General features: G+C 66.3%; 20 protein-coding genes and 1 pseudogene. 6 read left to right on the forward strand and 15 right to left on the reverse strand.

Annotated elements, in window-relative coordinates:
• Positions 1 to 38 precede the first annotated feature (38 nt).
• Entirely contained in the window at positions 39 to 461 is a 423-nt protein-coding gene (locus NL241_RS33005) for a nitroreductase family deazaflavin-dependent oxidoreductase (protein ID WP_494396225.1), read from the forward strand.
• 5 nt (positions 462 to 466) lie between these two features.
• Here the strand turns inward: NL241_RS33005 and NL241_RS33010 are convergent, their stop codons facing one another.
• Positions 467 to 916, reverse strand: coding sequence for an SRPBCC family protein (locus NL241_RS33010; protein WP_487690072.1), 450 nt, complete (start codon positions 914 to 916; stop codon positions 467 to 469).
• Between the two features lie 167 nt (positions 917 to 1,083).
• Between NL241_RS33010 and NL241_RS33015 the strand changes: the two genes are divergently transcribed.
• From NL241_RS33015 to NL241_RS33025, 3 genes and pseudogenes are all read left to right on the forward strand, one after another.
• Positions 1,084 to 1,665, forward strand: coding sequence for a TetR/AcrR family transcriptional regulator (locus NL241_RS33015; RefSeq protein ID WP_487690069.1), 582 nt, complete (start codon positions 1,084 to 1,086; stop codon positions 1,663 to 1,665).
• 174 nt (positions 1,666 to 1,839) lie between these two features.
• Positions 1,840 to 2,034: pseudogene (locus tag NL241_RS33020) on the forward strand (alpha/beta hydrolase family protein); the annotation flags it as partial.
• Positions 2,031 to 2,651, forward strand: coding sequence for a DUF3159 domain-containing protein (locus NL241_RS33025; RefSeq protein ID WP_494396226.1), 621 nt, complete (start codon positions 2,031 to 2,033; stop codon positions 2,649 to 2,651). The pseudogene NL241_RS33020 and the gene NL241_RS33025, both read left to right, overlap by 4 nt.
• A 22-nt stretch (positions 2,652 to 2,673) precedes the next feature.
• Here NL241_RS33025 and NL241_RS33030 read toward each other — a convergent pair whose 3' ends face one another.
• The 9 genes from NL241_RS33030 to NL241_RS33070 are packed head-to-tail and all read right to left on the reverse strand — an operon-like array spanning position 2,674 to position 12,488.
• Positions 2,674 to 3,981 carry an aspartate aminotransferase family protein gene (locus tag NL241_RS33030; RefSeq protein WP_494398439.1) on the reverse strand — a complete coding sequence of 436 codons (1,308 nt, stop codon included), beginning with the start codon at positions 3,979 to 3,981 and terminating at the stop codon, positions 2,674 to 2,676.
• 48 nt (positions 3,982 to 4,029) lie between these two features.
• Positions 4,030 to 5,007 (reverse strand): 5-oxoprolinase subunit C family protein, encoded by a 978-nt coding sequence (locus NL241_RS33035; RefSeq protein WP_487690064.1) that lies wholly within the window; start codon positions 5,005 to 5,007, stop codon positions 4,030 to 4,032.
• Positions 5,000 to 5,893, reverse strand: a complete 894-nt coding sequence (locus NL241_RS33040; protein WP_494396227.1) for a 5-oxoprolinase subunit B family protein — start codon at positions 5,891 to 5,893, stop codon at positions 5,000 to 5,002. The genes NL241_RS33035 and NL241_RS33040 overlap by 8 nt, the downstream gene beginning before the upstream one ends.
• Positions 5,890 to 6,672, reverse strand: coding sequence for a 5-oxoprolinase subunit PxpA (locus NL241_RS33045; protein WP_487690058.1), 783 nt, complete (start codon positions 6,670 to 6,672; stop codon positions 5,890 to 5,892). The genes NL241_RS33040 and NL241_RS33045 overlap by 4 nt, the downstream gene beginning before the upstream one ends.
• A complete protein-coding gene (locus NL241_RS33050) occupies positions 6,669 to 7,907 on the reverse strand; it encodes a sugar ABC transporter substrate-binding protein (protein ID WP_494396228.1) in 1,239 nt (412 codons plus the stop codon). The genes NL241_RS33045 and NL241_RS33050 overlap by 4 nt, the downstream gene beginning before the upstream one ends.
• A 40-nt stretch (positions 7,908 to 7,947) precedes the next feature.
• The gene (locus NL241_RS33055) at positions 7,948 to 8,958 is read right to left on the reverse strand and encodes an ABC transporter permease (protein WP_487690053.1); all 1,011 of its coding nucleotides are present in this window, start codon (positions 8,956 to 8,958) and stop codon (positions 7,948 to 7,950) included.
• Positions 8,955 to 9,953 (reverse strand): ABC transporter permease, encoded by a 999-nt coding sequence (locus NL241_RS33060; RefSeq protein ID WP_494396229.1) that lies wholly within the window; start codon positions 9,951 to 9,953, stop codon positions 8,955 to 8,957. Before NL241_RS33060 ends, NL241_RS33055 begins: the two co-directional genes overlap by 4 nt.
• On the reverse strand, positions 9,950 to 11,419 hold the full coding sequence (locus NL241_RS33065; RefSeq protein ID WP_494396230.1) for a sugar ABC transporter ATP-binding protein: 1,470 nt from the start codon (positions 11,417 to 11,419) through the stop codon (positions 9,950 to 9,952). Before NL241_RS33065 ends, NL241_RS33060 begins: the two co-directional genes overlap by 4 nt.
• A 1-nt stretch (position 11,420) precedes the next feature.
• On the reverse strand, positions 11,421 to 12,488 hold the full coding sequence (locus NL241_RS33070; protein WP_487690046.1) for a phosphotransferase: 1,068 nt from the start codon (positions 12,486 to 12,488) through the stop codon (positions 11,421 to 11,423).
• A 220-nt stretch (positions 12,489 to 12,708) separates the two neighbouring features.
• On the opposite strand from NL241_RS33070, the gene NL241_RS33075 reads away from it, so the two are divergent.
• Positions 12,709 to 13,905, forward strand: a complete 1,197-nt coding sequence (locus NL241_RS33075; RefSeq protein WP_487690044.1) for an RsbRD N-terminal domain-containing protein — start codon at positions 12,709 to 12,711, stop codon at positions 13,903 to 13,905.
• A 12-nt stretch (positions 13,906 to 13,917) separates the two neighbouring features.
• On the opposite strand, the gene NL241_RS33080 is transcribed toward NL241_RS33075, so the two are convergent.
• The 3 genes from NL241_RS33080 to abc-f all read right to left on the reverse strand — a co-directional run bounded on the left by NL241_RS33080 (position 13,918) and on the right by abc-f (position 17,598).
• Positions 13,918 to 14,562, reverse strand: coding sequence for a response regulator (locus NL241_RS33080; protein WP_487690594.1), 645 nt, complete (start codon positions 14,560 to 14,562; stop codon positions 13,918 to 13,920).
• Positions 14,559 to 15,854, reverse strand: a complete 1,296-nt coding sequence (locus NL241_RS33085) for a sensor histidine kinase (protein WP_494396231.1) — start codon at positions 15,852 to 15,854, stop codon at positions 14,559 to 14,561. Before NL241_RS33085 ends, NL241_RS33080 begins: the two co-directional genes overlap by 4 nt.
• Positions 15,855 to 15,957: 103 nt before the next feature.
• On the reverse strand, positions 15,958 to 17,598 hold the full coding sequence (gene abc-f, locus NL241_RS33090) for a ribosomal protection-like ABC-F family protein (protein ID WP_494396232.1): 1,641 nt from the start codon (positions 17,596 to 17,598) through the stop codon (positions 15,958 to 15,960).
• Between the two features lie 107 nt (positions 17,599 to 17,705).
• Here abc-f and NL241_RS33095 point away from each other — a divergent pair, with 107 nt between their 5' ends.
• Positions 17,706 to 18,920 carry an FAD-dependent monooxygenase gene (locus NL241_RS33095; RefSeq protein WP_494396233.1) on the forward strand — a complete coding sequence of 405 codons (1,215 nt, stop codon included), beginning with the start codon at positions 17,706 to 17,708 and terminating at the stop codon, positions 18,918 to 18,920.
• Here the strand turns inward: NL241_RS33095 and NL241_RS33100 are convergent.
• Both NL241_RS33100 and NL241_RS33105 read right to left on the reverse strand, forming a co-directional pair.
• The gene (locus NL241_RS33100; protein ID WP_487690033.1) at positions 18,898 to 19,521 is read right to left on the reverse strand and encodes a flavin reductase family protein; all 624 of its coding nucleotides are present in this window, start codon (positions 19,519 to 19,521) and stop codon (positions 18,898 to 18,900) included. The genes NL241_RS33095 and NL241_RS33100 overlap by 23 nt on opposite strands.
• A 60-nt stretch (positions 19,522 to 19,581) precedes the next feature.
• Complete coding sequence (locus NL241_RS33105; RefSeq protein WP_494396234.1) at positions 19,582 to 19,893, reverse strand: CBU_0592 family membrane protein; 312 nt, start codon at positions 19,891 to 19,893, stop codon at positions 19,582 to 19,584.
• Positions 19,894 to 19,958 lie beyond the last annotated feature (65 nt).

A 19,958-nucleotide genomic window follows, 5' to 3' on the forward strand; every position in this document is an offset into this window, starting at 1 on the left:
CGGGGAATAAAACCGTCGTCGCCGTTGTTGGGCACCGCGTGACTGACAAAGCTGAACTGAGCCCCACCGACTGGGTCCGCGAGCAGACCAAACGCATTCTGGAGCAGGGCACCACCGACGGCGTCGAGGTGCTGGACCGGCCCATCGTGCTCTTCACCACCACCGGTGCAAAGTCCGGTAAGCAGCGTTACGTGCCGCTGATGCGTGTCGAGGAGAACGGCCGCTACGCCATGGTGGCTTCCAAGGGCGGCGACCCCGCGCACCCGTCCTGGTACTGGAACGTCAAGGCCAACCCGTCGGTCACGGTCCAGGACGGTGACAAAGTGACCAGCGGAACCGCGCGGGAGATCGAGGGCGCCGAGCGTGAGCACTGGTGGGCGCTGGCCGTCGAGGCCTTCCCGCCCTACGCCGAATACCAGACCAAGACCGACCGGTTGATCCCGGTCTTCGTCGTCGAATAGGCCGTCTACAACCGCTCGGCGACCTCCGCGAGCCGATCGAGCGACCCCTTGAGCTTGTCGCCGGTGGTGGCGCGGGCTCGTTCCATGCGCGCCTCGTCGGTCAGCCTCGACCAGTCATAGGTGTGGGTGACCCGGGTGCTCTGGTCGCTGAGCGGTTCCAACTCCCATCGCCACAGATGCCCCGGCGGCGGGCTGTCCGGCTCTGACGGCTGCCACGCGATCCGCCGGCCTTCCTCGAACTCCACCACGTGGTTGTGCCGTTGGGCGCCCGTGGTGATGGTCGTGACGAAGACGTCCCCGGTGGCAGTGACCCGTTGCCCCGGGGCGGCCTCGTCGAGGTTGTCGTTGGCGTCCCACTCCGGTTGCCGCGCGGGATCGGCGATCAGGTCGAATATGGCTGCGGCCGGTGCGTTGACATCGCGGCCGACGCTGACGACCCGCGTGAAATCACCCATGGACAAAACCGTACGGCGTCGTCGGCGACCGCCCCCGGCCGGCACACCCCAGTCGGATCTCCCTTGACCTCGGTGTCACTTAGTGACACAGTGTGGTTGTCGTCCAGTGACAGGGAGGAGGCATCGTCATCTCTACCAGCGACCGGCAGGCGCAGGCACGGCTGGAAGTGTCCCGGCATGCCTGCGCACTGTTCTGGGAACGTGGGGTTTCGGCCACGAGCGGCGACGACATCGCTGCCGCCGCGGGACTTTCCACCCGCACCATCTGGCGCTACTTCCGTTCGAAAGAAAGCTGCGTCGAGCCCGTGCTGGCACTGTCGGCGCAACGCTTCATCACATTGGCACAGCTTTGGCCCCCGCAGTTGTCGCTTGCCGAACACATGGCCGCCAACATGGCCGACCACCCGTTGACACCGCAGGAACTGGCCGATGAAGTCAGCGCGTTGCGCATCGCGGTGATGTCCCCGGAGGAACCCGCGCTGCGTACCGCCTACCTGATGGTGCACGACGAAATGGAGCGAGCCTTCGTTCCCGTGATCGCCCAGCGGTTGAAGCTGCCCGAAGACCACCTCACCGCCCGGCTGTGCGCGGCCGCGGTCACGGGCGCCTTCCGCGTCGTGGACGAAGACGTCGGCCGCCGGGTCATCGTCAACAAGGAGAAGGTGTCCCAGCAAGAGGCACTGGACCTGGTCGACCGGGCCATCCGCGACGCCACCAACGGCAGGCTCGGCGGACCCGTCGAAATCTGACCAGACAACCGACAGCACAAGCCCATCACACACTGACCACGATCCGGCGAGAGAGCACGACCTCGCCGGCGGGGTTAACCCTGCCCCCGACCAGTTAGGACTTCCATGAACCTGCCCCGGCACATACCCGACGAAGATCTCTTCAACCCGCCCACCCGCACCGGAGCGGTGATCTCCCCCATCACGAAAGTGGACCAGATCCGCACACCGCTGCTGGTGATCCAGGGCGCCGATGACGCGCACGTGGTCCACGCCGAATCCGACAACCTGGTCAATGCGTTGCGTGCCCGAGATGTCAACCCGGAGAACGTGAACGAGTGGCGCGCCATGGCCCGATTCCTCGGCAAGCAGCTGGGAGGGCGCGTATGAACACCGAGGAACGTCAGCCGAAACCGACACTGCTGCAACAGATGGGCGGCGTGTCCGGCCTGATCTACGCCAGTGTCCCGAGCCTGGTTTTCGTCGCTGCGGACGCGGTGGCCGGACTGCACGTTGCGGTCGCGTTGGCCGTGGGCGCCGGCGCCGCCACAGCGCTGCTGCGGCTGGTGCGCAAGGAGCCGTTACAGCCTGCCCTGTCAGGGTTGCTCGGCGTCGCGCTCGCTGCCTTCATCGCCTACCAGACAGGTTCCGCGAAAGACTATTTCCTGGTGGGCATCTGGATGAGCTTCGCACTCATGGTGGTGTTCCTGGTATCCATCGTGGCGCGCCGGCCGCTGGTCGGTGTCATCTGGGGCGGACTGAGCGGTCATGGTCAGGGGTGGCGCGCTCACGGCCCGTCCCGGCTGGGCTACGACATCGCCACGCTGGTCCTGGCGGCCGTGTTCGCGTCCCGGTTCGTGGTGCAGAACTGGCTCTACGACGCGGACGCCACCGGATGGCTGGCCTTCGCCCGAATTGCCATGGGCTACCCGTTGACAGCCGCGGCACTGGTGGTCGTGGTCTGGGCGATCCGCCGCTCCGAACGACACGCCCAGGCCCTGGCCTGACACCTGTTGCCCCGCGGGCGGCCTACCGCGCTGCCTGTGACAGCACGTCGTCGAGTTCGACCAACAGCCGGTCGGCGTGCGCGGTGGTGAACGGCAGCGGCGGGCGGATCTTGAGTACGTTCTCGTGCGGACCTGACGCGCTGATCAGAATGCGACGCTCACGCAGTTCGTTGACAACCCATGCGGCTGTCGCGGAATCGGGTGCGCCGCCATCGACGAACTCCACCGCGGTGAACAGACCGGCGCCTCGAACACCGCCGATACCCGGGTACCGGCCCGCGAGTTCTCCGAGGCCCTCCAGCAGACGCCGGCCCGAGCGCTGCACGTTGGCGAGCAGGTCTTCATCGTCGATGACGTCCAGTACCGCCGTGGCTGCGGCGATACTCACCGGGTTACCGCCGAAAGTGTTGAAATAGCGGATGTCGCGGCCGAATCGATTCATCACCTCGTCGCGGCCCACCACGGCGCCGATCGGGACGCCGTTGCCCATCGGTTTACCGAGTACCACCAGGTCGGGTTCCAGACCGTGGCGCTCGAATCCCCACCACACTGAGCCGAGGCGGCCGAAGCCCGGCTGCACTTCATCGGCGATCCACAATCCGCCCGCCTCCCGGACCGCGCGTTGCGCAGGCGCCAGAAGCCCGGCGGGGTCGGACTGCACTCCATCGCTGGACAGGATGGAGTCCACGATCATCCCAGCGAATCCGACGCCGCGGGAGTGCAATTGGACGATCGCGGTGCGCACCCGGTCAGCGAATGCCTGGGCCACCGTCGCGGGATCGTCTCGCTGTGTGTCGGGGGCGGCCACCAGGGCAACGTGATCACCGATGCGGTTGTTGGGGCCCAAACTGGGAGAGATCTCCGCGGCCGCGCTCGTGGTGCCGTGGTATGCGTGTGATGTGCAGATGATGCCCTGCGCCCCGGTCTCGTAACGGGCGATCCGCAGGGCCAGATCCACCGCCTCACTGCCGGTGCAGGTGTAGACCACTTTCGACAGCGGGTCGGGAAAGAGCGCGAGAAGCCGTTCGGAGTAGGCGATCACGGGTTCGGTCAGGTAGCGGGTGTGCGTGTTGAGGACCCCGAGTTGCGCATCGACCAAGCGCCGCACGTGCGGGTGGCTGTGTCCGACAGCCGGCACGTTGTTGTACGCGTCCAGATATTCGTTGCCGTCTTCGTCGTAGAGGAACACCCCTGCGCCACGGGCCGCCACCACCGGATGCCGGTAGAACAACCGGTAGCTGGGCGCCAGTACCGCCTCCCGTCGGCGGATGAGCTGCTGGGCAGCGCGGTCCAGGTGGTCGAAATCGGACCCGTCGAAGGCGTTCGCCATGTGTTGGGTCTTCGCGGTCACGTTTCTCCTAGGTGTTGTGTCGCTGGGTCAGGTGAGCTGTGCGGACTGATACACAGAGGCGATGGTGGAGTCGCGGAGCCGGCGGGCAGCGACTGCGGCGTCGATGTCGACCTCGACCAGGCGCACGGTGTTGGGTGCCTGCATCTGCGCCAGGACGTCGATATCGACACCGATGACCGTTCCTATGGTGGCGTACCCACCGCCGGTGACTCCGTCTCGTAAGAGGCAGATCAGTTCCTGCCCGCTGGGGACCTGGATCGACCCCACCGGATAACCGAGATCGACGACATTGCTGGGATCATCGCCTGCCCCGAATGGCGCCTCGCGCTCGACGAACTCCAAAGGCGTTCCGCTGAGCCGGTATCCGACGCGGTTCGCCTCGGTACCGATGGTGAAATCCGTTGACAACATCTTCTCGACACTGATGTCGGTGAACCGGTACCTGCACAACCCCAGGACAACACGGATCTCCTGGTGATCGGCCAGTGCCGGGCGGGCGGCCGGGTCCACCGAATACCCGAGGCGCGGGTGAGGGCCGTACTCGTCGGCACACCTGAGCACGTCACCAGCGCGCAGCTCGCGTCCGTCCACTCCACCGATACCGGACGGCAGGTAGGTGGACCTGCTCCCCATCACCTTCGGCGTGCCGATGCCACCGCGCACGGCGATGTAACTGCGGGTGCCGTTCAGTGTCGGACCGACGGTGAGTGTCTGGCCCGCCCGCACTGGAAGCGTCGTCCACGTGGGCATCGGTGCGTCATCGACCCGCAGGTCCACTTCAGCACCGGTCACCGCAACAACGGTGTCCCGGCGGAAATGCAGTGCCGGACCGGTGAACACCGATTCCAGGGTGGCCGCTCCCGGATCATTGCCCACCAGAGCGTTGGCCACGTGATGAGAGAAGTAGTCCATGGGTCCTGACGGAGGCAGGCCGATGGCGAAATAGCCCTTACGGCCCTGGTCTTGGACCAGCGTCTGCAGGCCGGGGGCGACAACCTCAAGCATGTGCCAGCTCATCGAGCAGGGAGCCGTTGTAGGACAGCGGATCGTCGAAGAACTGGGCGAGGGCGAATTCCACCGGTGTCCGCCGGTAGCGATAGGTGCCTTCCTCCACGTCCGCGCGGATCGCGTCGTACTCTTCCGGCCCGATGGGCCGATACTTGACGATCATTCCCGCTTTGGCGAGCACCGGATCGTCGACGAAATCGGGTAGCTTCTGCGACAAGTCGAACACCGGTGTAGCCGCGCGCCCCAGCAACTGGTAGCCGCCCGCACCGCGGGCCGGGTAGATGGTGGCGAATGCACCGCCATGTCCGAGGGCGCGTTCCGGGGTGTCGGTACGTGGGCGGACGTACTTGGGGGCCTGCAATTGCATGTCATCCGGCACCAACTGCATGGACTCCGCGTTGCCCGGCACGAAGCACATGAAGGTGACGATGAACGGATTTCCCGAGTGCGCGGCGATGAAATCGTCCGTCGAGCCGAAACCATTGATCCGACTGATGTATTCGAGATCCGTTTCGGTGGCGGATTGGTGCCGGTCACGGAAACGCATCAGCGTCTCGGTACTCCACGGATCGTTGTAGAAGATCGGAACCTCGAGGATCTCGGTGTTGAGCACGACATCCGTCGTGTCACCCAGACTGCGGTGTAGCTCGAGAATCGGTTCGCGCAACGATCGCGGGTCGCACAGGTCGGGGTCCACCCGCACCATGTAACTGGCATTCGACGGGCAGATGTCGACGATACCGTCGATCGCGAGGTCAGCCAGGGCATCGGTGATCGCCTGAATCCGCAACGCGCCCGACAATGACATGTGTTCGGTGAGTTCGACGAAGACGAACTCTTCACCACCGAAGCTCAACCGTGATCCGTCAGGCAGATCGCTCATTGCCGGTCCTCGAATGCGGAGCGCACGTCAATGTCGTTCTCGGCCAACACCCGACGGATCGCGGTGGCAACGGCCACCACGTTCGGCCGGTCGCCGTGTACACACACCGTTTGAACCGGCATCGGAATCTCGCGTCCGGACACGGTGAGCACCGTTCCGCGTGCCATGCGAAGCGCTTGCTGCGCAACGACTTCCGGATCCCTTGGCCCCGGTCGAGGCTCGATGATGTTGCGGCCTTCCTCGCTGAAATCCAGGTCGGCAGCGTTGTCGGCGATCACCGGCAACCCTGCGATACGCAATGCGTCGGTGCCGGGGCCGGGCGCCAGCAACAGCGGAATGCCCTTCTGCAAGCCCTGCAACGCCTCGCCGATGGCCACTGCCCGCTCTGCGCTGGTGACGATCGAACCGTAGAACGCGCCGTGCGGTTTGACGTGGCTCAGCGTCACCCCGAAGCGACTGGCGATCCCCATCAGCGCACCGACCTGGTAGAGCACATAGTCGACGGCGTCGGTGTCGTCGATGACGATCGGCCTGCGCCCGAAGCCCAGCAAGTCGGGGAAGCCGGGATGCGCGCCGATGTTCACTCCGGCCTCGACCGCCATTTCCACCGCACGGTTCATGGTCGATGGATCACCGGCATGCCACCCGCACGCGACGTTGACGGTGGTGACGAGCCGGACCAGTTCACGATCCTCACCGAGGCTCCACCGGCCGAAGCTCTCGGCGATGTCGGCGTTGATGTCGATGGTGGTCACGGTGGTGTCCTCTCCTGCCGTCATTGCTGTTCCTGAACGCACCCGGGCAGCCCGGACGGCTCTTGCACTTCAGTGACATCGCCTTCACGCCAGCCGCTGTCACAATCGCCGCGGGTGTAGCTGCGCCTCCATTCGGGCTGGGCAAAGGCCGAGACATCACCCAACGGTGTCAGTCCCGTCATCGGTTGCCCGGTCTTGGCCGCTTCGAGTGAACTCTGCGGAAGCAGATCCTTCTGGAAGATCTCGGTGACGAACGTGTCGGACTCGTTCGGGAAGAAATTACAGCCGTCGACGAATTCGACTCCGGGACAGGGCTTCGCGGTCTCGGTGGTCACCCACGGCAGCGGCATCTCGATGTTGTGCGGCACCGAGTCCGGGCCCTCCTCCAGGATTCGCAAGCCGATGCGCATCGCCACGCCGGCCTGGGCCGGCGGTGACCCCGAGGACACTCCCGGCCAGCCCTGGCTGAGCATCTTGCGGAAGTAGTTGCCGTTCTCACCGGTCACCGGCACCTGTTTGCCGACGGCCTGCAACGCCTTGATGACACCCACTTCCCCATCCTGCGACCAGACCCCGTCGACGTCGGGATGGGCGGCCAGTGCCTTGGCGGTCTCCTGCTGGCTCACCGCCGAGTCCCACTTGCCGTAATACTCGGAGACCACGGTGATACCCGGGTGTCGATCGAAGACCGCCTTGGCGGTGTCGTAGTGCACCTGATCCGTCGACGTCCCCGCAACTCCCCGGTTCATGAAGATCTTGCCCTCACCGCCAAGCATCTCGACCAGCGCTTCGGCCGTCTGGGCTCCGAAGAAGGCCGCACGCGGATCGTCGGCCTTGGCTCCGGTGATGAATGCGACGTTGTAGGCGCAGGGTTCACGCACGGTCGCGTCGTAGGCGATGAAGGTCACGCCACGCTCACAACCCTGCCTGATCGTCGGATTCAATGCCGTCGGCGACAGCGGATACAGCACCACCAGTTTGGCCTGGGCGGCGATCATCGACTGCAGGTCGGAGATCTGCTTGGCGATATCAGTGCCTGAAATCTGCTTCTTGACCACGTACTTGCCGGCGTACTCCGGCGAATCAACCACTGCCAGCGCCAGATTGGCGGCTTCGTCCTGCCAATTGTTACCGCTGTAGGACAGATCGAGGAAGATCTTGTCCCGGCCGGCGTCGGGGTCGGCGCAGGAGGCCAACGTCAGCGCCGTCACCGCCGCCATCGTCGCGGCCGCGCATCTGACGAATGTGCGCTTGATCATGCTGGTTCCTTCCCCATCATCTCGAACTCGCGTGGCCACGTCAGTCCCGCCTACCCGCCAGGCGGGAGCCCAACAGAGCCACAACGATGACGGCGCCGTACACGATCTGCTTGTATCCCTCGGCCAGACCCGTCGCACTGATGTCGATGCCGAGCAGTGTCAGCAGCAGCACACCGGCCAGAGTGCCGCCGTAACTTCCCGAGCCACCGCGGATGGACGCACCGCCCACGACGACGGCCGCGATGCTGGGCAGCAGCCACGGTTCGCCCACATTGAGGTCGGCCCCCGAGGCGTAGCCGAGCAACATCACGCCTGCCAGCCCGTACGCCCCACCGGCGACCGCGTACACCGCCACGGTGGTACGCCCCACGTCGACCCGGGCGTTCCGGGCCGCCGCGACGCTGTTGCCCAGGGCGTAGGCGCGCAACCCCAGGGTGGTCTTGTGCTGGATGAACAGACCGGCCAGGGCCACCACGATGAACAGCCACACCGCGACAGGTACTCCGATGACCGTCGTGTCCTGACGGAACAACGCCGACAGCATCTCTGGCGAACGCTGCGCCGGGGCGCCCTGGGCCACACCGAGCAACACCGACCCCAGAATGGTGCCCACCGCGAGTGTGACGATGAAGGCCGGGAATCCGAATGTGCTGATGATCAGCCCGTTGACGGCACCCACAGCTGCACACGCAACGACGGCGATCAGCACCGCGGCCGGCACCGGCAGGCCGGCCCCCCACAACGAACCCGTGAGAAAGGCGCCCAGGGCCACCGCGGAGGCCACTGAGAGGTCGATACCGCCGGTGAGCACCACCAGTCCCTGGCCGAACGCAACGACGGCGAGAAACACACCGAGGATGACGACGTTGACCACCAAGGACATCGATGGAAAATTCTCGTTGGCCAGGCGCGACAGTGGCAGGCACAGCAGAAGCAGGGCCCACACCACCACCACCTGGCTGCGCCACCACTGCCGGCGCGGCGCACGGGCCGTCGTGCCGGTGCCGAGTTCGGCGGACGACGCCGCGGATTCAGTGATTCCAGACGTCATCGTGTCAGTCCTTCCAGGACGCCGGCGGAAGCGCGCTTGGTGGCCACCCGCACGGTGACCAGGGGGATGGCCAGTGCGAGCAGGATCACGGTGCCCTGCAACGCCCCCGACCAGAAGTCTTCGACCCCGGCGGCGAAGAGCAGCTTGGGCAAGGCGATCAGGCTGCCGGCCCCGAGCATCGCGGCCACTGCGCTGCCCGATCCACCTCGGAATCCGACCAGGCCGACGGCCATGGCCGCAAAGCACGTGAGCAGGAACGGGCGCCCTGAGTTGGGGTCTCCGGACGCGGTGATCGCGGTCAGGTAGAGACCGGCGCCCGCGTAGAGTCCGCCGGCCAGGGTGTAACACACGATCTCCACCCGCCCCGTCGGTACGCCCGACATCCGGGCGGCCTGACGATCTGCTCCGAGGGCGAACGCCGCGACACCGACCGGCGATGTGCTGAAGACCCACCAGGCCGCGGCGAGTGCGAGCAGGACAATCGACGCCACCGGCACGGGTCCGAGAGGATCGGTGAGCGCGAGCGCGAAGGACTCGGGCACCTCACCCCCGGGGGCCGGTAACACCACCAGAGCGATACCGGTCAGCACGATGAAGGTGCCCAGGGTCACGGCCAGCGATTGCAACCCTGCCCGCACCACCAGCAGTCCGTTGATCAGCCCCACGAGCAGGCCCACCGCGATGACGCCGAGGATGATCAGCCAGATGGCGTCTGGATGGTCGGCCATGGTGGTGGCAGCGATGACATTGGCCAAGCTGATGGTGCCCGCGACCGACAGATCGAAACCACCGGTGATCAGGACCAGTGTGGTGCCCACCGCGGCGATCGCCAGTGGTGCCATCAGCACCACAAAATTGTTGAAGGCGTAGCTGTTTCGTTCGAAGGGTGTGACGAACAGGACCGCCCCGTAGCAGACCGCGAAAACCATTGCCGCGATCAGCGTTTCGCGGTTGGTGGCCACACTGCGCCGCGTCAGGGTCTCGACGATGCTCATCGTGCCACCTCGGCACCACGTCCGAGGATGCTGCGCATCACGGAACTCTCGGTGAGGTCGTCACCCGCGTGTTCGGCCACGATCCGGCCGCCGTACACCGCGCATACCCGGTCACACAGCCCGACCAACTCCGGGATCTCTGTCGAATAAACCAGTACGGCATGTCCTTTGGCCGCGAAGTCTCGTGTCATCTTGTAGATCTCCAGTTTCGTCGCGGCGTCGACACCGCGGGTGGGATCGAACAGCAGCAGGCACTTCGGTGCCTGCGCGATCGCTCGCCCGAACACCACCTTCTGCTGGTTGCCTCCGGACAGGTCGGCGATGCGCCGAGCCAGCATGGGCTGCGGCAAATTGACCTCGCGCGCCACCTGACCGGCCAGTTGCTGCTCGCGTCGTCGGGACAACACCGCGGCCCGGGAGAACTTCGAGGTCAGCGGTAACGTGAGATTGAAGTCCGACCGCATCTGCAAGAACAAGGCCTCGCTCTTGCGTTCCTCGGGTACCAGGGCGAAGTCCACATTCCCGGAACCTGATGTCACGGAGACAGATCCGCGTCGCGCCTGCATCTCGCCGGCCAGTGCGTAGAACAACTCTCGCTGGCCCTGGCCTTCCAGTCCTGCGACGCCCACGATCTCACCGGCGCGCACTTGTAGCGAGACACCATCGAGTCTGGTTCCGGCACTGAGATCGGACACGTCCAGCACGACGTCACCGGTGCGCTCGCACGGCTTGTCGGGGAACGCATGGTTGAACGATCGGCCGATCATCTGCTCGACGAGTTGATCCTCGGACAGTTCACCTTTGGTGAACACGGCGACGGTTCGGCCGTTGCGCAGTACGGTCCCGGTGTCACAGATCTCGGTGATCTCGGTGAGTTTGTGGCTGATGTAGATGACAGCCGCACCCCGGCCGGTGATTCGACTGATCTGACGGAACAGCCAGGCCGGATCGGGTAGGGCTGCGGTGGGTTCGTCGAGCACCAGCAGCGCCGGCGAAGTCGACAGTGCAGCAATGATTTCCACCTCCTGGCGGGCAGCGAGGCTCAACTCACTGATGAGTGCCAGCGGTGAGATGTGCGAGGCCTCCCACTCTTCGAGGCGTTCGGTTGCCGTGTCGATCAACGCGCGTTGGGACACCATCCCGAACCGCGTCGGCAGATTGGGCAGGCACAATTTGGTGGCAACGGTGATGTTCGGCGGTGCGCTCAGTTCCTGGTAGGCCATCGCCAGGCCGATCTCACGCGATGCTGCCGGCGAGCCCAACTGCAGCGGACGGCCCGCGACCATCACCCGGCCCCGGTCGGGTTCGACGATGCCCGACAGGACCTTCATCAGCGTCGACTTTCCGGCACCGTTCTCACCCAGCAACCCGTGCACCTCACCCGCCTGCACTGACAGCGAGACGTCCGACAGGGCGGCCGTGGCGCCGAATCGCTTGCTGATGCCCTCAATTTCGACATGCGCCATGTCAGTTTCTCGTCTCTTGTCGCGAATCGTCACGTCGGCCGCACACCGCGTGCAGATGTTCCGACGCGGTGTGCGGATCGATCTGGACCACACGATGCAGGGCCGGCAGGGTGTGTTGCATCCGCATCGCCCCGTAGGCGGTCGGATCTGTCTGGCCGCGCAATCCCCAGGTGAGGGCTTGCACGGCAAGGCGGGCTGCGGCCAGCGGGTACGCGACCGTCAGCTCGTCGTCGGTCAGCGGTGTCACGCTGTGGTAACCGGCGATCACCAGTCCCATCGCCCACAACGGATCGTCCTTGCGGAGCATCGCGTACGCGCCGGCGATGGCGGGTTCGGCCACCCGCACGGTGTAGAGCGCGTCGTTGAAGTCGAGAATGCCCACCACGCGCTGCGCGCCGTCGGCGTGATCCACCAGTACGTTGTTGTCGTTCAGATCGTTGTGGACCGTGGCCGCGGGCAGACTGCGCAGCAGTGGCTGCACGCGCGTGAACCAGCTCAGTGCGATCCGCGCATCGCGTGCCCCGGCCAGCGTGGGGTCCACGCTCAGGCACTCCTCGATCACCTCGGCGGAGCGCGTGACATCCCAATGGTGGGTGACGTGCATCGACGGGGATTCGAAACCGTCCAGTGCCTTCGTGATTCGGGCCGCGGTGGCGCCGATGTCGCGCAGCAGTTCCTCGGAGTGCTCTTGCACGCGCACCATATCGGTACCCGCCACCCAGTTCAGCACCGTGAGCAACCACCGATCGGTGCCGACGTCGATGCCGACGTCGAGATGGCCATCGACGGTTCGCACCAATGTCGGTACCGCGATTCCGATCTGGCGGTCCGCGATATGGAGCAGGATGTCCTTCTGCCACTGCAGCTGACCGTCGCGGTCGGCTTTGGTGCGCAGCTTCGCCAGGAACTCGCGGCCGTCGGCGCTCGACACACGGTAATTCCGGTCCAGTTCACCGCCGAGGAAGGCCAAGTCCGTGTTCGGCAGGCCGTACGAATCGGACAGCGCAGCTGTGACGATCTCCGCTGCCGCGACGTCGATGTCGGCGGGCTGAACGCTGGGCTTGGGCATCGATCTCCTTTGTGGCTGCGCCTACGGAACTCACGGTGGGCGGCACTGCAACGTGTCCTGTCCCACAATTCAAAAGTGTCACTATGCTGGCGTCAATACGCGGATCGGCGCTGGATAGTGCAAGATTGAGTGCATATTGCACAATCTGGCGCATTCGAGCCGCTTCGTGTTTCTCGCTCGTTACAGGCGCGTGAGGACGACATCTCGGAGAGGAAGCTGCGTGACCGCGGAGGATCAGACCACCCTGTTGATTCGGTCCACTGCACGACGGCTGTTGAACATCCGGCTGTCGTCGATCGTCGAACGCGCAGTGGAACAGACCATCCACGACGAGCCCACCTATTCCGGTGGACCCGTCAGCCGAGACGATCTCGGATACCACATGGACCGCACCATGCGTTTGGCGCTGACCCGACTGGTCGGTGACGACATACCTGGTCCGCTGCAGTCGGCGGCTCTGGAGGTGGGACGCATCCGGGCGCACCAGAATGTGCCACTTTCCAGCGTCCTACACGCGTTTCGCATCGACCTGAAGATGCTGTGGGAAGCCCTCATTGCCGAGGGACGCGACCTCGGCGTGGATACCCGGGCCGACTTCCTGGAACGTTCATCACTGATGGTCTGGGAAGCCATCGAAGCCAACACCGAAGAGGTCGTGCGCGGCTACCAAGTGGCACAGGGCAATCGCGAGGAGATCCGCTCGGCAGCATTCGAGCAACTGCTTCTCGACGGCGACCTCCACCAGTCGGCGGTCGAAGATGCCGCCCGCCTGCTCGGAGTTCCCGCCGCAGGGCGCTACGTTTGCCTTGTCGGGGCGTTCTCGATACCACGCCCCGAACTCGTCGCCGAATGCTCCGAGCGACTCGAAGCCGGCGGCACCGAGTTCTACTTCAACTGGTTCGCCCAGGAGCTACGCGGCATCATCCATGTCACTGATCGGCACCCCGACGTCAGTTCCGACCTGGGTCCACTGGACGAACACGTCTGTGCCGTGATCGATGCCGACGGCCTCGCCGCGGTACCCAGAGCCGTTCGCCTGGCAAGGATGACGGTCGAAGGTCGCACCGATCCGGGAGTGCGGCGGGTTCGCGACAATTGGCTGCACGCTGTCACCGCCGCCAATCGGGAGCTCTCGGATGCACTGCGCGAAGCCGCTTTTCGTCCTCTCGACCGGCTCACCCACCATGAACGCACCGGCATCCTGGAAACCGTCGGAGACCTGGTGGCCCACGGGGGCACCATCGCCGACATCGCGGCGCGCACATATCGTCACCGCAACACCGTGCGCAAGCGGCTGCACGTGTTCACCTCGCTGACAGGCTTCGACCTGGCGGAGACCACCGATCTCGCGACGGTGGCCCTGGCCTTCACCATCGAGAACTCAGAATCCGGCACCGGCCGCACGAGGAGACCCTGAGCCCCCGCAGCTTCAGGCCCGCAGATACGTCAGTACCGCCAGTACCCGGCGGTGTTGTGCCCCGTCGGGCGGCAGCCCGAGTTTGGCGAAGATGCTGCTGATGTGTTTCTCCACGGCACCGTCGCTCACCACCAGCGTGCGGGCGATGTTCGTGTTCGACCGGCCCTCGGCCATCAGCGCGAGTACCTCCTGCTCGCGCGCGGTCATCTGGCGCAGCGGGTCGTCGCGGCGCCGCCGCACCAGCAGCTGGGCCACCACGTCGGGGTCGAGCACCGTGCCGCCCGAGGCCACTCGCTGCACGGCGTCGAGAAAATCCGCGATCGCCGCCACCCGATCCTTGAGCAGATAACCCACGGCACCGGCACCGTCGGCCAGTAAGTCGTCGGCGTAGGACACTTCGACGTACTGCGAAAGCACCAGCACCGGCGAACGAGGAACGCGGCGGCGCGCTTCGACCGCGGCACGCAGCCCCTCATCGGTGTGCGACGGCGGCATCCGGACGTCCACCACCGAGACGTCGGGCCGGTGCGCCTCGATGGCCTGCACCAGTGCCGGGCCGTCACCGACGGCGGCCACCACGTCGTGGCCATTCTCGGTCAACAGCCGGATCAGGCCCTCCCTCAGCAGCACGGCGTCGTCGGCGACCACCACTTTCAGCACGGCAGCTCCACCCCGATGGTCGTCGGTCCGCCGGTCGGACTCGTCACGGTCAGCGTGCCACCGCCCGCCCACACGCGGTCGGTCAGGCCCGACAGGCCGTGACCCTTGGCCACATGTGCGCCACCGTTGCCGTCGTCGACGATCTCGACGCCCACGCGGCCGGGCCCGTGCGCCACGGTGACCCAGCAGTTCGCCGCCCCGCTGTGCTTGGCCACGTTGGTCAGCGCCTCGGCGACAGCGAAGTACACGGTGGCCTCCACCGAGGCGTCGAGCCGGCCGGAAGGCGTGCCGAGTTCGGGATCGACCACCAGCTCCACCGGCACGGTGGATCGAACAGCCAGTGCCGCAAGCGCACTCGGCAGGCCACGATCGGTGAGCACCGGCGGGGCGATACCGCGCGACAGTGCCCGCAGCTCGTCCAACGTCTCCCGGGTCTGGGTGATCGCCTCGTCCAGGGTGTCGCGCAGTGCACCGGGGGTACCGTCCAGGTGCTGACGGGCCCGGCCCAGATCCATTGCCAATCGGACCAGCCGCTGCTGGGGTCCGTCGTGGATGTCGCGTTCCAGCCTGCGCAGCGCCGTCGCTTCGGCGGAGGCCGCCGCCGCCTTCTGCTCGGCCAGCACGGTGATGGTCTGGCGCATCTCGGCCACTCCGGTGAGCAGGACACGGCTGAAGGCCGCCGACAGCACGGCGCAACCGCGCACCACGAGCGGCAGGGTGAGCAGGCAGAGCAGGCCGACGGCAGTCTGGAAGCCGATCCGGGCGATCGCACTGTCCCCCAGTCCGATCAGCTGCGCAAGCGAGGTGTTGTCCGGGCCGCGCGGGATGCTCCAGTCCCACGCGACGGTCAGCGTGCCCGCGACCGCCACCGCCCACCAGCTGATGACCACGCAGAAGGTGGCGACCGCGAGCGGGAAGTGCAGGATGCCGTGTGTCAGGTCCAGCCAGAACTGGCCCTGGGTCAGCGGGGTGACGAGCCGTTTCCAGAAACCGGCACCTCGTGGGGCCGGCTGGTAGACGGGACGGGTCCTCGGCCGGCGCAGGACGGCCGGGAAGCGCAACCGTTCGATGTCGGCGAAGAGCCGGGCGACGAACAACGTGGCGACCAGCACCGGCAGCCCGATGACCACCACCAGCATGCCCAAACCCGCCGCCAACCCGGTCACCAGGACACTGAAACTGATTGTGGCCAGCGGAAATCCGAGCAGAACGTAACCGGTGTCGATCCCGAGCTGGCGGAGTATGCCGACTCGCTGCGGTTGCGCGGTCAGCGCGGCGACGTTGCTCATGCTCTCGACGCTAGGCATCCGTCGGCTCCACCCCCATCCCGTACGCCTGCGTCTTCAGGGTAGGGCGGTCCCTACCGTCTCGCACCGACTTGGCGCCGTCGCCCTACAGTTCGACGACGCGCCCGCTCTCGACCAGCCACCGGCGATCCAGCCGGACGTTCTGCAGCATCCGGCGGTCATGGGTCACCAGCAGCAGCGCACCGTCGTAGGTCTCCAGCGCTTGCTCCAGTTGTTCGATGGCCGGCAGGTCGAGGTGGTTGGTCGGTTCATCGAGCACCAGGGCATTGGTTCCACACGCCTGCAGCAGTGCCAGGCCCGCGCGGGTGCGCTCACCGGGTGAGAGCTCGCCGACCGGGCGTTCCACATGGTCGGCACGCAACCCGAACTTGGCCAGCAGAGTGCGTACGTCGGCGGTCGTCCACGTCGGAACCCGCTTCTCGAAGGTGTCGACCAGCCGCGCGTTGCCGGTGAAAGCGCTTCGCGCCTGGTCGATCTCACCGATCGCGACGTTGGCACCCACACTGGCGCGACCCTCGTCGGGGCGCTCGCGCCCGAGCAGCAGACGCAGCAGCGTCGACTTGCCCGCTCCGTTCGGGCCCGTGATACCGATCCTCGCACCGGCATCGACCTGCACCGACACCGGACCCAACGTGAAATCGCCGTGGCGTACCACCGCATTGTCCAGCGTCGCCACCACCGCACTCGACCGGTCCGCGGCCCCGATGGTGAACTGCAGTGTCCATTCTTTGCGGGGCTCGTCGACCTCCTCCAGGCGCGCGATGCGACTCTCCATCTGACGCACCTTCTGCGCCTGTTTCTCGCTGGACTCGGTGGCGGCGCGCCGCCGGATCTTGTCGTTGTCGGGAGCCTTGCGGATGGCGTTGCGTACACCGTGGCTGGACCATTCCCGCTGTTTCCTGGCGCGCGCCACCAGGTCGGCCTTCTTCTCGGCGAACTCCTCGTACTGCTCGCGGCGGTGGCGCCGGCCGACCTCGCGCTCCTCCAGGTAGCTGTCGTAACCGCCGCCGAACACGGTGGTGGTGTTCTGCGCCAGATCGAGTTCCAGGACTCGAGTGACGCTGCGCGCCAAGAACTCCCGATCGTGGCTCACCAACACCACCCCACCCCGGAGTTCCCGGACCAGACGCTCCAGGCGATCCAGTCCGTCGAGGTCGAGATCGTTGGTGGGCTCATCGAGCAGTACGACGTCGAACCGCGACAGGATCAGCGCCGCCAGTCCCACCCGCGCCGCCTGCCCGCCCGACAAGGCGGTCATCGGAGTGGACGCCATCGCAACGTCCAAGCCCAGGTCGGCCAGCACCGCGGGCATCCGTTCGTCGAGGTCGGCGGCCCCGGCGGCCAGCCAGTGATCCAGGGCAGCGGCGTAGGCGTCCGTTGCCGCGGCATCGTCGTCCGCCAGTGCCGCGGCTGCCTCCTCCATCGCCTGCGTCGCTGCGGCGCATCCCGAGCGGCGTGCGATGTAGGCGGCGACGGTCTCCCCGGCCACCCGTTCGTGCTCCTGCGGTAACCACCCGACGAACGCGTCGGCCGGGGCGATGCTGACCGAGCCGTCCAGCGGCTCCAACGCGCCGGCCAGGATCTTCAGCAGGGTGCTCTTGCCTGCACCGTTGGCGCCGACGACGCCGATCACGTCGCCCGGGGACACGGTCACGTCGAGCCCTTCGAACAGGGTGCGGTGGGCGAATCCGCCGGCCACGTTCTTCGCGACGAGCGTTGCAGTCATGGACCAATGGTCTCATCGCCGGGCCGGGCGGAAATCCATGTGTGACGGAACCCTGACCGCGGTGCCCGCCGTGGCGCGCGGTGAGCCTGAGCGGGTACAGGAACTGCATGGAGTCTGCACACGCTGTCATCTCCGGCGCCGGGATCGCCGGACCCGCACTGGCTCACCAACTCACCGCTCGCGGTTGGCGATGCACCGTCATCGAGCGCTTCCCGGAGCGTCGCGACGAGGGCCAGAACGTCGACATCCGGGGCGCTGCCCGCGAGGTGGCCCGCCGGATGGGCGTCCTCGATGACATCCGCGCCGCCAACACCGGTGAGATCGGCACCCGGTTCGTCAGATCCGACGGCACGGCGGCGGCCTCGTTTCCCGTCTCCGAGCCCGGCGGGAACGACGGTCCGACAGCAGATCTGGAGATCCTGCGCGGCGAGCTGTCGCGGATCCTGATCCAGCAGACCACCGGCGCCGCCGACTATCTGTTCGACAGCCAGATCGCCGACGTCACCGATCACGGCGACCGCGTGACCGTCGCCTTGCGGGACGGCACCGCCCTGGACGCTGATCTGCTGGTGATCGCCGAGGGCCTGCACTCGCGCTCACGCCGATTCGTCGACTCCGTGGACGTCAACGACCTGGGCATGTACTTCGCGTATGTCACCATTCCGCGGCGCCACACCGACGACCGCTGGTGGAACTGGCAGCACGCCGACCGGTCTCGCTCTGTCCACCTCCGGCCAGACAACCTGGGCACCACCCGTGCGATCCTGACGTTCTTCTCCGACGTCCGCGGGTTGGAGGACCTGCAGCGCACCGACCTGATCACGCTTCTGCAACGCACTTTCGCCGGAGTCGGCGGTGCCGCGCCACGTGTGCTGGCCGAACTCGAGGCCGGCGCGCCGATGTACTTCTCCGCAGTCGGCCAGGTACGCACGACGTCCTGGAGCAAGGGCCGGATCACCCTCTTGGGCGATGCCGCCTTCTGCAACGCGACGTTCGGCGGCGCCGGCACCAGCTTGGCCCTCATCGGCGCGTACGTCCTGGCGGGGGAACTCAGTGCCGACAACAACATTCACGACGCACTCGGGCGGTATCAACGCGCAATGACGCCCTTTGTCGATACCACCCGATTCGTCAGTCCCCGGCTGCTGCGACTTGCCAACCCACGCACCCACACCGGCATCGGGTTGCTGCACGGCGGCGCCTGGCTGGCAGCCAGCCGCTTCGGCAAGGCTGTCGCCGCGCTGACCGGCACCGGGTTGGCGAACCTCGGCGGCGACGGAATTCCGTTGCCCGACTACCCTATTGCGGCCGCGTCATCCTGAACACCGATTCCGGCGCGATCTCGGAGTAGTTGGCGGGGCCGCCACCCCGCAGGATCGGCCGGGGTCCCGCGGTGTCATAGATCCCGTCGACGATCCACTCCCGGTCGATGTGCACGGCGACCACCTGGCCGAACACCATCCAGGTATCGATGGCCGCGCCCTCGGTGTCCTGGAGCTGGATGAGTTGCGTGAGTCGGCATTCGAAGTTGACCGGGCTTTCCAGCACGCGCGGAGCGCCGATCAGTGTCGACGCCACCGGCGTCAGCCCACCGCGGAGGAACTCGTCGTCGCCGGGCGCGAGTGTGGCCGACGTCTCGTTCATGGCCACCGCCAGCTCTCGAGTGGCCAGGTTCCAGACGAACTCACCCGTGGCATCGATGTTGGCCACACTGTCCTTCCACCCCACCGAGGCGAAGCCCACGATGGGCGGGCGGTAGTTGAACCCGTTGAAGAAGCTGTAAGGAGCCAGGTTTCGCACACCGTCGGTATCGTGCGTGGAGATCCAGCCGATCGGACGGGGCCCGACGATCGCGTTGAACGGATCGTGGGGCAGCCCCGGCCCGTCGGCGGTTCGATAGAAATGGGCATCGGAGCCGGCCATCACACCTCTTGACTGTCGCGGTGAACAGGGGCCGAAACTACCACCGTCGGACAGGTACTGCTACGACGCCAGACCCGCGCAGGATTCCAGCGCCGGGGGTCCGGACGGGGCTTGCGTGGCGCAGACCCGGCGGTCTCGCCGGCGCCGGACGATATCGGTCAACGTGCCGACACCGATGGCCGCCCAGATGAAGTTGGAGGCCGCACTCGGCCACGCGCCGTACAGCGTTGCGGCGATGCCACCGAGCATGCCGCCGACTGCGTTCAAGGTCGCATAACGCCAGGAATGTCCGGCCAGCCAGCCACGGCTCACCGCCAGGTATGCAACGAAAGTGCCTACCGTCCCAACCCATCCCAGAGCTGCCGCAATCATCCGTCCGCCTTCGAGCCGTTCCCGTTCGACGAAAGTATCGCTAGCAACTGGGTTAAACACAATTG

It is taken from the genome of Mycolicibacterium sp. SMGY-1XX (assembly GCF_059132455.1).

Coding starts and splice junctions, on each gene's coding strand:
- NL241_RS33085 (WP_494396231.1), bottom strand. CDS start 15,854: ATGAGCAACGTCGCCGCGCTGACCGCGCAACCGCAGCGAGTCGGCATA.
- NL241_RS33035 (WP_487690064.1), bottom strand. CDS start 5,007: ATGCTTGAGGTTGTCGCCCCCGGCCTGCAGACGCTGGTCCAAGACCAG.
- abc-f (WP_494396232.1), bottom strand. CDS start 17,598: ATGACTGCAACGCTCGTCGCGAAGAACGTGGCCGGCGGATTCGCCCAC.
- NL241_RS33045 (WP_487690058.1), bottom strand. CDS start 6,672: ATGACGGCAGGAGAGGACACCACCGTGACCACCATCGACATCAACGCC.
- NL241_RS33105 (WP_494396234.1), bottom strand. CDS start 19,893: ATGATTGCGGCAGCTCTGGGATGGGTTGGGACGGTAGGCACTTTCGTT.
- NL241_RS33050 (WP_494396228.1), bottom strand. CDS start 7,907: ATGATCAAGCGCACATTCGTCAGATGCGCGGCCGCGACGATGGCGGCG.
- NL241_RS33055 (WP_487690053.1), bottom strand. CDS start 8,958: ATGACGTCTGGAATCACTGAATCCGCGGCGTCGTCCGCCGAACTCGGC.
- NL241_RS33060 (WP_494396229.1), bottom strand. CDS start 9,953: ATGAGCATCGTCGAGACCCTGACGCGGCGCAGTGTGGCCACCAACCGC.
- NL241_RS33040 (WP_494396227.1), bottom strand. CDS start 5,893: ATGAGCGATCTGCCTGACGGATCACGGTTGAGCTTCGGTGGTGAAGAG.
- NL241_RS33065 (WP_494396230.1), bottom strand. CDS start 11,419: ATGGCGCATGTCGAAATTGAGGGCATCAGCAAGCGATTCGGCGCCACG.
- NL241_RS33030 (WP_494398439.1), bottom strand. CDS start 3,981: ATGGCGAACGCCTTCGACGGGTCCGATTTCGACCACCTGGACCGCGCT.
- NL241_RS33025 (WP_494396226.1), top strand. CDS start 2,031: ATGAACACCGAGGAACGTCAGCCGAAACCGACACTGCTGCAACAGATG.
- NL241_RS33100 (WP_487690033.1), bottom strand. CDS start 19,521: ATGGCCGGCTCCGATGCCCATTTCTATCGAACCGCCGACGGGCCGGGG.
- NL241_RS33010 (WP_487690072.1), bottom strand. CDS start 916: ATGGGTGATTTCACGCGGGTCGTCAGCGTCGGCCGCGATGTCAACGCA.
- NL241_RS33070 (WP_487690046.1), bottom strand. CDS start 12,488: ATGCCCAAGCCCAGCGTTCAGCCCGCCGACATCGACGTCGCGGCAGCG.
- NL241_RS33095 (WP_494396233.1), top strand. CDS start 17,706: ATGGAGTCTGCACACGCTGTCATCTCCGGCGCCGGGATCGCCGGACCC.